Raw genomic sequence first — 12,131 nt, 5'->3', positions numbered from 1 at the left:
TTTCATCTAAACTTATGTCTTCTAAGCCCTCACCCAAATCTATGTCATCTAAGTTAAGATCTCCCAAAATATCGTCTAATCCCTTATTTTCCTCTAGCTCCACATCTTTTGTATCGCTTGTATCAGGTGCTTTTGGTTCTGTATTTTGTATCTCATCAAGCAAATTACTCACCTCACTTATTTGCTCTGAATCTAACACTTGTGTTTCCTCAATATTATGCTCTTTTTCCAAATCTTGTATATTCTTCTGGTTTGCAAGTTCGCTAAGTTCTTGGATAGTGTCTAATTCTTTGTTTTGTGTCTCCACATCCATTAAATCTATATCCCCCAAATCTGCATTTTCCAAATCCACATCGCCTAAATCTATGTCTTGTGTATCAAGTGCTAGATTCTCATCATGCACATCCTCATCTTGAGATTGTGCAGAATCTGTGTCGTTGTCTTTAGATTCTGGTTGTGAATCTGTAGATTCTATATCTAATGCTTGTGAATCTGTAGCCTCTACCTCTGTGTCTGCAGATTGTATTTGTGTGTTTTCATCTATTGTGTTTTCTATAGATTCTACTTCTTGTGTAGGAGACTTAGAATGTGTTTCATCTAAACTTATGTCTTCTAAGCCCTCACCCAAATCTATGTCATCTAAGTTAAGATCTCCCAAAATATCGTCTTTGCCAATCTCTGTTGGCGTGGAGGTTTGCTCTGTATCATCGGATATTGTTACATTAGATTCCTCATCTGTGAGGTGGTATTCTTCAGAAAGGGCTTTAAGATGCTCTAGTGGTGAAGACTGCAAGCTATTGTCATCTGCATTTGTAGAAAGATCCTCTTGTGAAGTCGATGGGTTTGCTAGAGAATCTGAATTTGGAGAAAATGCTTCCTTGGTTTGCACCTTGGCAATTTGAGCGACCATAATCTCAAGAATATGCGTGGGAATAAAAGGTTTTTTTATATATTCACTAAAGCCTTTGCTCATTTCCTCGTGTTTAGAATAAATAAGACACGCTCGTCTCCCATTAATAAGTGCATCATACGCTGTCTTATCCATATTGTAACAACCATCATCGACAATGATATAATCATACTGATCTATATCACCAACTTGACTTGGATTGCTCACGGTTTGAAGCTCTACATTTGCCTTTTGTGCAGTAACTTCGACAAGCTTTTGAACAATCTGGTTTGTGTTAATAAAAAGTATCTTCATCTCACGCCTTGCAGTTTGGATAGTTTTAGTATTATAGCCAAACCATAATGAGAAAGGACATAAAATGTGGAGAAAAAAATATTTTTTATGTATAGTGTGTTGTTTTGCGCTAGGCTATGGACAAGCAAATGTAGCTACAGAAAGCCTCTACTTTATGCCATATGAAAACACACAAGCACTTCATGATCTCCTAACACACATCAAAAATGCGACGACAAATATCAATATCGCAATTTATAGTTTCACCAATAGAGAAATTGCCAAAGCCTTGCGTGATGTGGCACAAAAAGGCGTTATGATCACAATCATTTATGACAAAAGTGCAAATACCAAAAATGACACCTCTAGCATTGGTTACCTTGCTAAATACAAGAATATCGAAGTTTGCACACTTGAAGGCAAAAAGGCGACAAATTATACTGGAATCATGCACCAAAAAATGGCGATTATTGATGATAAAACCCTTATTTTAGGATCTGCAAACTGGAGTAAAAACGCATTTTCATATAATTATGAAACACTTCTTATCACACAAAACCCAATCAACACACACAAAGCACAGCAATACTTTGCGCGTATGCGACAAGAGTGCAAAACTTTTTAATTTATGAGGCTTTAGCACTTTGGAGTGTATAAACACCCATACCCACTACATATACTACTGCAAGGCTAATCCCTGCAAATAGGGTCGTTGGCATTAACATATCATAATACAAAAGCCCACCAATTCCTGCCAAAAACAACATATATCCCACAATCCGCATTAACGAAAAACTAAGTTTTGTGCCAACCACAAAGCGTGAAGTGAAAGAAGTTTTTTTCTCTTGTCCCACATCCTCATCATTTTTAGACTCTAGATTCTCTTCTGCACACTCTTTTTGTGTCATAATAAGCTGTCGCCTTATATGCAAAAATGATCCGCTCATAATCACCCCAAATGCCATATATCCAAGGATAAAACTTGTGCCATATCCTATGCCAAATATCAACGACACGCCCATACCACACACTCCAAACAACACAAACCAAACAATAATCCTCACACCCTTAACGATCATAGGGATCATCCTCATCATCTACATCTTGTGAATCTTGCAAATACTTATGGGCGTTATAGCGCGGATTTTTAGCAAGTTCATCAAGCTCTTTTTTATGTCGCTTATATGCCTTATAAATATTTAAAAAAGCTGCAGCCACACCCCAACCAATCCCAAGCCACAAAAGCCAAGAAATACCGGTAAGTTTTTGTAATCCATAGCCTATACCATAGCCTATGACTACCGCTACAATAATAGAAATTCCTAAACTTAAGTCATATACACCCTCTACAACCTTTTGGAATCTAGGTGCTTTGGCTTTATCTGAATCTAGAGATCCTACAGATTGCACTTTATCTGCAGTGCTTGGAGATTCTGTAGTATAAGTATCTTGTGAGGTAGTATCTTTTGCCATAATCCAAACCTAAAGATCGTTTGCAATCTCTTCAAAGCTCTCTTTTGCACGATCTAGAGTATCTGTAATCTCCTTATCACCCATACTCGTGCAGATAAAACCAGTTTCAAACTGCGAACACGCAAAATACACACCTTTTTCAAGCATTTTTTGATGAAATTTTGCAAACATTGTAGTATCACTCTCTCTTGCATCATCAAAATTTCGCACAGCTGTATCATTAAAGAAAAAGCCAAACATCGAACCTCTGTGGCATATTTGCAATGGGATTCCCACGCTTTTTGCAGCATCTTGAAGCCCTTGTGTAAGAGTTTTTGCCTTTTGTGAGAGTGTCTCAAAAATATCTGGATTGCTTTTTAACTTTAACAATGAAGTAAGTCCCGCACTCACGGCTATAGGATTACCACTTAGTGTCCCTGCTTGATACACGCTACCTACAGGAGAGAGCAAATCCATAATCTCATCTCTGCCCCCAAACGCAGCCAAAGGCATACCACCGCCTATAACCTTGCCAAAAGTAGCCATATCTGGCAACACATCGCAGTATGCCAAACTCCCACGCAAACTTGCTCTAAATCCACTCATCACCTCATCAAAAATGAGCACAGCACCATATGTATCACAAAGCTCACGCAATTGGTGTAAAAATTCCTTATCCGCAGGAACTAGCCCCATATTCCCTGCGATAGGTTCTATAATCACACAACCAACACCACTTCCCTTAGTCTTACTCTCTTCAAAACATGCACACACAGAATCTATATCATTATAGCGTGCCACTAGCGTGTGTTTGCTCAAGTCTTTTGGCACACCCGGTGAGCTTGGCGCACCAAATGTAGCGCAACCACTTCCCGCACTCACAAGCAAACTATCGCTATGTCCATGATAACAACCATCAAACTTTATCAAATCATCTTTGCCACTATATGCCCTCGCTACCCTAATAGCACTCATTGTTGCCTCGGTCCCAGAATTCACTAATCGCATTTTTTGGATACCATCATAAGTGCCAATAATCTCTTTTGCCAAGGTAGTTTCTAATTCCGTTGGCGCACCAAAACTCAACCCATTTTTGACACTTCGCAATACACTAGATTCTATATCGCTATCACAATGCCCAAAAATCAGCGGTCCCCAACTCTGCACATAATCAATATACGCATTCCCATCTACATCATAAATATATGCACCTTTTGCGTTTTGGATAAATCTCGGCACACCACCCACAGATCCAAAAGCACGCACAGGAGAATTCACACCGCCTACAATCACTTGTTTTGCTTCATTAAAATCATTGATACTATGCAGGAGATTCATATCTATCCTTATATATGGATTTTTGGCATTATATCGTGCTTTGCTATAAAAGCACCTAAAAGCTTAGATTGCAAAATCAAGACATGTGGTATGTCGTCGCAAAAGCGCTTTATATAACCACGCATTGCGTCGCAAAAACGCACGCGATTGTTTATATTCTGCACAAAATCTCTTCACAAACACCCAAAATGCCTTAGAGTGGTTTTTGTAGCGAATGTGTGCAAGCTCATGAATCACCACATACATAATGCATTCTTTTGGTGCAAAAACAAGCATACGCGAAAAACGCAGATGATTATCAAATGTGCAGATTCCAAAAAAGCTCTGTGCCTTACTAAGTTTTATGCTTACATAAGAGACTTGCATTCGCTCTGCCCATAATGCACAAAAATGCTGCAATAATGCCTCTAATTCTGCATACATCTCACTAATATTATGCACATTATGTTCTTTAGCAAGTTTGCTCATAGATATCCACTTGCCAAAATACAAAATTTCTCCATCTCTATCGCGTAATTCCTGTGCTTCCTTAGCTTCTTTGGCGCGTAAATACTCACTATTAGAATCTATCCACTCACGATAACGCCTAAGCAACATATCGCAATCTTTTTGTCCATAATAGCTTGGGACACTCACATGCAAAGTCTGTGAATCTATAAAACGCAGATTCACTCTTTTAGTCCCTTTTGTGATTTTTATTTGCAACATATCGCCTTTGTAGTATAATCCCTGACATTATAACTAACTAAGGAGAGAATATGAAAGTCCTACTCATAGAAAATGTGCAAGGGCTAGGTAAAGCTGGTGATATTTGTGAAGTCAAAGATGGCTATGGACAAAATTTCCTCATCGCCAAAGGCAAAGCAAAACTCGCTACAAATGAAGTCATTAACCGCTACAAAGCCCAACAAAAACAAATAGCACAAAACAAAGCCCTCGAGTTAGCAGAACAAAAACAACTCGCACAAAGCTTAGAATCTTTAGAAATTACGATTGCTAAAAAAGTGGGTGCAAATAATGCACTTTTTGGAGCAGTTACCAAAGATGAGATTGCGCACGCGATTAATGAACATATCAAAGCACCTATCGATAAAAAATGGGTTATCTTACATGAATCTATAAAGCACACCGGAGATTTTAGTATAGAAGTAAAACTAGGGAATGGGTTAAGTGCAAATCTCACACTTCACATTATAGGGCAGTAATTGCTCTTAATGTGTTCTTTTAAAAACTGCCTTGATAGAATTCCGCTCCAACACAAGCTCATCATTATGTAGTGTATAGGATATTTTGCCATCTCCAAAAAGCACAAGAAGTGCAGATTCTATATTCATACTTTTTTCATCACACATTTTTTTAGTCGCGCCTACATTGGAAAATTGCAGGGTTTGTTCAAAATCTTCATAGCTACCAAAAAATGCATTACATCCGCTACTACCGCCAAAATCCTTTTTGGCTTGAAAGTGTAATGTCGCTTTTTGGGCTAAATGAGATGCACTAAGAATCTCACCATTATAATTTAACAAATACAAATCCCATACCGATCCATTAAGCACAGGCTTTTGGCTCTCCAAAGCTCCCAAAGACACCACACACAAAAACATAACGCATAAAAATTTCCAAATCACCTAACAACCTCTATTTTACCAAACTTTACATTTACACACGATAAAAGCAAACCTTATACCACAACCGCTTTTAGATTATCAACATTAAATCCCATAATACGTATGATCTTGGAGATTAAGTGCAAGACCTTGGCTTAGTGCAAGAATCTTTGCACTTTGTTCTATAATATCAATTTTTTTAGTAATCTCTTCTATATCCCTACCATACGCATATACACCATATCCACGCACAATAATAAAATCCTGCTGACTTTGTTTAAAATATCGCACAATATCCGTATCTGCACGCTCATACCAAGTCTCAAAATCCTTAGGATCAACAATAGGTATGCTTTCTCCAAGATACACACAACCAAAATAATCTTTTGGGGCGAAAGCGGCATTTTTGAGGGAAAAGGCTGTGATGTATGGAGGCATTGTATAGCTGACAAATTTTGCCTCACTAAAATTTGTATAAATATTTGCATGAATGTGCGAGTCTTTACTAGCTTCATTCCAACGATAATCGTGCGTATTATCAAGCAAAATCAAATTTTCTGGCGTAAGTTTGTCAAAAATTGCTTGGCTTTTATTGATAAGAAAGCGATCTTTGGAGATTCGCGCTGATAGCGATCCATAAAAAATCCCAAAAAAGCCCTTACTAAACATTGTTGCGGATACGCCTAGAATCTGGCGCGTAACTTCTTGATTAATATCTCTTGTGTGTATATTCATAGGTGTGCATTATAGCACGAGATATTTGTGTTTATGGCTACATTTTAGGATATTAGGCATTGTATAATGCTAAGATTCTATAATCTTATATAATAAGACACATATTTTATAAATAAATATATTTAATTATCTTTATATAAATAGGCTAAACTTTAGTAAAATTTAGCAATTCATTTACTAAATTGCTAAAAATTTCAGTATAATACCGCCAGAAAATTTCACAAAACTTAAAAAGTTTAGTAATCAAGTTTGATACTAGGCTTACAGAAAGGAGAGGCGATGGGTTCCAAAAAAGATATATTGCTTGAGCAAGTCATCACACAATATCTCAAGTCCAAAGAGCCTATCGGTTCAGAATCTCTCAAAGCCTCTTGCAGTGTGAAGTTTTCATCAGCAACTATTCGCAATCATTTTAAAGCGCTTGTGCAAGAGGGTTGGCTTACGCAAACACATAGTAGTAGTGGGCGTATTCCTACATATGCTGCGCTTAAAAACCATTGGGTGAAATACATTGACCCAAAAACCCCATGCATGGTAGAAAATATCCAAATTATCAAGCAAAGTAGTTATGCGCATAATATTTGTTGTATTGTGCATATATATGCAAAAAATGTGCTACAAGACATCATTAATATCCATAATGATTTTTTAGCACTTAAACTTGAAAGAGGGTATGCAATCCTTTCATACAATGCCTCACTTGAGCGGTTTTTGCACGAGCTAAAAAATCTTGATGTTGCAGATATTGTAAAAATCGCCTACCAAGTGCGTGCAAAAGAATTACTAGATGCACTACATAACGCACAAGAAAGCGAAGTAAAACGCTTTTGTGTTAGTGCTATATATGAAATGTTAGCTTCAACTTCAAACGAGGAGGTATTTTTAGACATTATAAATGGATATTGTTTTCACAAGCTTCAAAATGGAATCTATTTTGAGGACTTTTTACCTAAAAATTATCTTGGCATTGTGCAAGAATTTCACACAGCTCAAGGGCAAAGTGGGCAAGTCCTTGTATGTGGCAAGATCGATAGGGATTATGTGAGTTTTTATAACCAACTCGCAAGTTAAATCTAACAAAGGAGGTTGTATGCAAGAACAAACACCAGAAAATGAGATACCAAAAGATCTTGAACAAACGCAAGAACAAGATCTCGTGCAAGAAGAAGACACACAACAATCTCAAGATCTGCAAGCCAAATATGATGAGCTTAAAGATCAATATGCACGTGCTTATGCGGATTTTGAAAATACCAAAAAACGCTTAGAGCGTGAAAAATACCAAAGTTTAGAGTATGCAAATGAGCGCTTTGGGCTAGATTTGCTTCCCGTGCTTGATACTTTACAAAAAGCTTTAGAATCTGCCAAAAATGCACAAGCAGATTCTACACAAAATGCAATCGCAGAGGGCTTAGAGCTCACACTTGAGACTTTTTATAAGGCTTTGGCAAAGCATGGGGTTGAGGCCATCGCAACCGATGGTGAATTCGACCCGAATTTACACGAGTGCCTTATGCAAGTCAAAGACGAGACAAAACAAAATGGTACAATCGCACAGGTTTTACAAAATGGCTACACCTACAAGCAGCGGCTTTTGCGTCCTGCGATGGTTAGCATTGTAAAAAACGACTGAATTCATCTTAAAAACGAAAGGATACAACATGGCAAAAGTAATAGGTATTGACTTAGGAACTACAAACTCTGCGATGGCAGTATATGAAGGCAATGAAGCAAAAGTTATCGCAAACAAAGAAGGCAAAAATACAACACCTTCAATCGTGGCTTTTACCGACAAAGGTGAGGTGCTAGTGGGTGAGCCCGCAAAAAGACAAGCTGTCACTAACCCACAAAAAACTATTTATTCTATTAAAAGAATTATGGGACTTATGTTTAATGAAGACAAAGCCAAAGAGGCAGAAAAACGCCTTCCATACAAAATCATTGATAGAAATGGTGCGTGTGCTGTGGAAATAGCTGACAAAATCTATACACCACAAGAAATTTCTGCAAAAATTTTGATGAAAATCAAAGAAGATGCAGAAAGCTATTTAGGCGAGAGCGTTACAGAAGCAGTCATCACCGTGCCGGCATACTTTAATGATTCCCAACGCAAGGCTACCAAAGAAGCAGGAACAATTGCAGGGCTTAATGTGCTTAGAATTATCAATGAACCAACTTCTGCTGCACTTGCTTACGGGCTAGATAAAAAAGAATCTGAAAAAATTATGGTATATGACTTGGGCGGAGGGACGTTTGATGTTACCGTGCTAGAAACAGGGGATAATGTTGTTGAAGTCCTTGCTACAGGTGGTGATGCATTCTTGGGGGGCGACGACTTTGATAATAGAATTATTGATTGGGCGGCAAAAGAGTTTAAAGACGAAAGTGGTATTGACATAAAAAATGATGTAATGGCGTTACAACGCCTAAAAGATGCGGCAGAAACTGCAAAAAAAGAACTTTCATCAGCACAAGAGACTGAAATCAACTTACCATTTATCACTGCTGATGCAAGTGGTCCAAAACACTTGGTAAAAAAACTCACTCGTGCAAAGTTTGAAAGTCTCATTGATGACCTTATCGAAGAAACTATCAAAAAAATAGATTTCGTGATAAAAGACGCTGGACTTGGAAAAGGTGACATTAGCGAGGTTGTAATGGTAGGTGGAAGCACGAGAATCCCAAAAGTGCAAGAACGCGTCAAAGAGTTTATCGGCAAAGATCTCAACAAATCTGTAAATCCAGATGAAGTCGTGGCTGTGGGTGCGGCGATACAAGGGGGTGTGCTAAAAGGTGATGTCAAAGATGTGCTTTTACTTGATGTAACGCCTCTAAGTCTAGGTATTGAAACTGCTGGTGGGATTTGCACAAAAATTGTTGAGCGCGGTGTAACGATCCCTACCAAAAAAACGCAGGTTTTCTCTACCTATGAGGATAATCAACCCGCTGTATCTATCAATGTATTACAAGGCGAAAGAGAGCTAGCACGCGATAATAAATCACTTGGACGATTTGACCTTACAGGTATCCCGGCTGCCCCTCGCGGTGTGCCTCAAATTGAAGTAACATTTGATATTGATGCAAATGGAATCTTAACTGTGAGTGCCAAAGACAAAACCACAGGCAAAAGTCAAGAAATCCAAATCAGTGGCTCAAGTGGGCTTTCAGATTCTGAAATTGAAAAAATGGTCAAAGACGCAGAGCTTCACAAAGAAGAAGATGCGAAGAAAAAAGAGCTTATTGAGCTTAGAAATCAAGCCGATAGCTTAGCATATCAGACAAGAAAAACTTTGGATGAGAATAAAGACAAGTTAGATTCTAATATTGTGAGTGAGATTGAAACTGCGCTTAATGACTTAGAATCCAGCCTAAAAAATGAAAATGTTTCAAAAGAAGAGCTAGAAGCAAAAATGAAAACCTTGGGTGAAAAAAGCCAGGCACTCGCCCAAGCAATGCAAGCAAACGCGCAAAACGCCAGCAACACACAAAGCGCCAAAAAAGGCAAAGATGATGATGTAATCGATGCAGAAGTGGAGTAATCCTCCTTGCACGATTATAAAATCTAACTTTCATACGATGCACATAGTTGGATAAAGTTATCATATGAATTGACCACGAGTTTAGACCCTCATAAATGATACAAAAAGCGCAAAATAGCAAAAAAGATTCAATTGAATCTAGTTTGCTATTACTTTTTTAGTGGCGTTTATGTTAGTTTGTAAATAGCTATCTACGCCTTTTATACATTCTTTTTGCATAGCTTTTATAAAGCTTTCCATAAAATCAAAATCTATTTCGCCGTTAGCGGTTATGGGCAGTTGAATCTTTAAATTTTTAATTTTTTCCCAAGAACACATATTTTCATAGCCAAATAAATAACGCAAAAAAGTTAATAAACAAGATAAAAATATTCCTTGTTTGTCTGTAATTTCAAATAAAGGCTTTAAAGAAAAAACCCGTGCGTGAGTTACCATTTTATATTGAAATTGCCTATAAAAAGCACAGCCAAACATATCAATAGTAATTGTTTTTGGCTCAAAAATTTTTGCTTCAACATCAGTTTTTCCTAAAATTCCATTGTTGCTTAAACCGGCGGTAATTACATAGTCGCCTTTATTATTTATATGCTCTTTTTTAATATCAAAATTTCCATTTAAACTTTCAAATAATTCATTTATTCTAAACTCTTGCCATTTTAGGCTGCATTGAGGGTTATTCCCCCCGTTAATTGAATCTTGTAGTAATTGTATAGCTTGTGCTTCTTTGTCGTTTAAAGTGCTATTCTCTAAACCTGTGGCTTTTAAATATGCTTCTAGCTCACGCACACGATTTTCTTCTAGCTCACGCACAAAATTTTCCATAAAATCAAAATCTATTTCGCCGTTAGTGGTTATGGGTAAGTAAATTTTAAGCTCATTAAAATCTTTTTGTCTAAATTGCTTTGCAAAATTAAATTTTATTTTATTTTTATTTATAATACTTGAAATAAATAGCAATGCTTTATTGCTAAAAGTATTTTTAGAAAAAAGAACTAAAATATTATCATCACAAAGAAATTTGTAATTCCTATAAAAACAATTACAAAACATATCTATTGTTAAATGATTTTCATAAATTTTTAACTCATCATCATAAGCTATAAATTCAGCCACTCCTTGATTTTGCTCGCCAGCTGTAACAAGTGGGATTTTACCACTTTTACGCTTTGATTTTACAAATCTTGTGCCACGCTCAATATAGAATAAATCGTTAAGGTAAAACTCACCCCACTTTGTGCTTTCTAGCTTTTTGCTACAAAGTAAATCCTTTTGGTGTATATCTTGTGTTTTTTCATTTTTAATTATATTTGAAACTTCCCACGCTAGATAGTCGCTTACACATTTTTTAAAGTCGTTTAAAGTAGGTGTTGTATCAATAGGTGTGGATTTATTCCAATCACTTCCATTATTTGGGTCTATGCTCTCTTCGTGGTATTCTTTTTGGCTAAAAATATTTAGTTTAGAGCGGCCAAAACGAACTAAATTTACTAGCTCATCATATCTAGCTTTTGCGTTGTCTGTATCACGCAAATTTAGTCCTGCTTTTGCCTTTTTGCGATTTGCCCTAGTGTAGCCATCGTTTGAGAAGTCAATAAACTTTACAATCTCATCTTTATTATGCTTTTCACCTACACGAAATACATAAATATAGGTTTGCACACTTGATTTACCGATAAATAAATCAATAGGCATTTTTATACTTGCTATTAGCGTGTTTTGCTCTAAGATTTTTTTATTATATTCACTTGCTTTGCCTGTGCCTGCTGAGCCTTGTATGATTATAGCAGCGTAACCTTTTTTCATCATTTCTAGAGCTTTTTGCACAAAAATCATACCATTACCAGGGGCTGAATACGGCGGATTTAGTATAAAGGCAGTTGCCGGGAATTGTGCTCCATCATTTTCACCAAAGCCATAATTTCCACTAAAATCATTTAGCGAGTCTTTATTTAAGATATTTGAGCTACCATCGCCCATTAAAATCATATTGAGAATTGCTAACATATAAATACTAGGCAAAATCTCTAAACCTAGAAGTTGCTTTGCTTTTATGTGAGCTATTTTTACTTTTAGCTCATCTGGGGAGTTTATCTCGTTTTTGGCATTATTTATCATTTCATTCATAGCAGCGACTAAAAGTCCAGCCGAACCAGTAGCAAAATCCCAAACATAAGAATCTTTATCCACCCTCGCTAAACGAGCCAAAAGCGTAGCTATATAAGAAGGTGTAAGCACGACATCATTTAGCTTGTCTTGACTAAATCCTAGCCAAGAATA

The 12,131-nt window shown here is 36.9% G+C and carries 13 protein-coding genes; 5 read left to right on the top strand and 8 right to left on the bottom strand.

Annotated features, from left to right (window positions below; genetic code table 11):
• Nucleotides 1-1,204, bottom strand: a 1,204-nt coding sequence (locus C6H22_RS04550; RefSeq protein ID WP_158654618.1) for a hypothetical protein, incomplete at its 3' end; no start/stop codon positions are given.
• 64 nt (nucleotides 1,205-1,268) lie between these two features.
• Between C6H22_RS04550 and C6H22_RS04545 the strand changes: the two genes are divergently transcribed.
• Nucleotides 1,269-1,808, top strand: coding sequence for a phospholipase D-like domain-containing protein (locus tag C6H22_RS04545; RefSeq protein ID WP_104694157.1), 540 nt, complete (start codon nucleotides 1,269-1,271; stop codon nucleotides 1,806-1,808).
• Nucleotide 1,809: 1 nt separating this feature from the next.
• On the opposite strand, the gene C6H22_RS04540 is transcribed toward C6H22_RS04545, so the two are convergent.
• The 4 genes from C6H22_RS04540 to C6H22_RS04525 form a co-directional block, all read right to left on the bottom strand.
• The gene (locus C6H22_RS04540; RefSeq protein ID WP_104694156.1) at nucleotides 1,810-2,262 is read right to left on the bottom strand and encodes a hypothetical protein; all 453 of its coding nucleotides are present in this window, start codon (nucleotides 2,260-2,262) and stop codon (nucleotides 1,810-1,812) included.
• Nucleotides 2,252-2,656, bottom strand: coding sequence for an AtpZ/AtpI family protein (locus C6H22_RS04535; RefSeq protein ID WP_104694155.1), 405 nt, complete (start codon nucleotides 2,654-2,656; stop codon nucleotides 2,252-2,254). Before C6H22_RS04535 ends, C6H22_RS04540 begins: the two co-directional genes overlap by 11 nt.
• 9 nt (nucleotides 2,657-2,665) lie before the next feature.
• A complete protein-coding gene (gene hemL, locus C6H22_RS04530; protein WP_104694154.1) occupies nucleotides 2,666-3,973 on the bottom strand; it encodes a glutamate-1-semialdehyde 2,1-aminomutase in 1,308 nt (435 codons plus the stop codon).
• Between the two features lie 63 nt (nucleotides 3,974-4,036).
• Complete coding sequence (locus tag C6H22_RS04525; RefSeq protein ID WP_233707041.1) at nucleotides 4,037-4,678, bottom strand: M48 family metallopeptidase; 642 nt, start codon at nucleotides 4,676-4,678, stop codon at nucleotides 4,037-4,039.
• 53 nt (nucleotides 4,679-4,731) lie between these two features.
• Here C6H22_RS04525 and rplI point away from each other — a divergent pair, with 53 nt between their 5' ends.
• Nucleotides 4,732-5,178, top strand: coding sequence for a 50S ribosomal protein L9 (rplI, locus tag C6H22_RS04520; RefSeq protein WP_104694152.1), 447 nt, complete (start codon nucleotides 4,732-4,734; stop codon nucleotides 5,176-5,178).
• A gap of 6 nt (nucleotides 5,179-5,184) precedes the next feature.
• Here rplI and C6H22_RS04515 read toward each other — a convergent pair whose 3' ends face one another.
• On the bottom strand, nucleotides 5,185-5,601 hold the full coding sequence (locus C6H22_RS04515; RefSeq protein WP_158654617.1) for an META domain-containing protein: 417 nt from the start codon (nucleotides 5,599-5,601) through the stop codon (nucleotides 5,185-5,187).
• An 84-nt stretch (nucleotides 5,602-5,685) separates the two neighbouring features.
• The gene (locus tag C6H22_RS04510; protein WP_104694150.1) at nucleotides 5,686-6,315 is read right to left on the bottom strand and encodes a class II aldolase and adducin N-terminal domain-containing protein; all 630 of its coding nucleotides are present in this window, start codon (nucleotides 6,313-6,315) and stop codon (nucleotides 5,686-5,688) included.
• 279 nt (nucleotides 6,316-6,594) lie between these two features.
• Here C6H22_RS04510 and C6H22_RS04505 point away from each other — a divergent pair, with 279 nt between their 5' ends.
• From C6H22_RS04505 to dnaK, 3 genes are read left to right on the top strand one after another with little or no spacing between them, the layout of a single operon-like run.
• Entirely contained in the window at nucleotides 6,595-7,386 is a 792-nt protein-coding gene (locus C6H22_RS04505; protein WP_104694149.1) for an HrcA family transcriptional regulator, read from the top strand.
• A 19-nt stretch (nucleotides 7,387-7,405) separates the two neighbouring features.
• Nucleotides 7,406-7,948 (top strand): nucleotide exchange factor GrpE, encoded by a 543-nt coding sequence (gene grpE, locus C6H22_RS04500; protein WP_104694148.1) that lies wholly within the window; start codon nucleotides 7,406-7,408, stop codon nucleotides 7,946-7,948.
• Nucleotides 7,949-7,976: 28 nt separating this feature from the next.
• The gene (dnaK, locus tag C6H22_RS04495) at nucleotides 7,977-9,854 is read left to right on the top strand and encodes a molecular chaperone DnaK (protein ID WP_104694147.1); all 1,878 of its coding nucleotides are present in this window, start codon (nucleotides 7,977-7,979) and stop codon (nucleotides 9,852-9,854) included.
• A 138-nt stretch (nucleotides 9,855-9,992) separates the two neighbouring features.
• On the opposite strand, the gene C6H22_RS09170 is transcribed toward dnaK, so the two are convergent.
• Nucleotides 9,993-12,131: restriction endonuclease subunit S (locus C6H22_RS09170; protein WP_104694146.1), on the bottom strand; the 2,139-nt coding region annotated here is incomplete at its 5' end.

It is taken from the genome of Helicobacter equorum (assembly GCF_900198655.1).
Classification (GTDB): Bacteria; Campylobacterota; Campylobacteria; order Campylobacterales; family Helicobacteraceae; genus Helicobacter_F; species Helicobacter_F equorum.
This window is presented reverse-complemented; position numbering and strand designations above follow the sequence as displayed.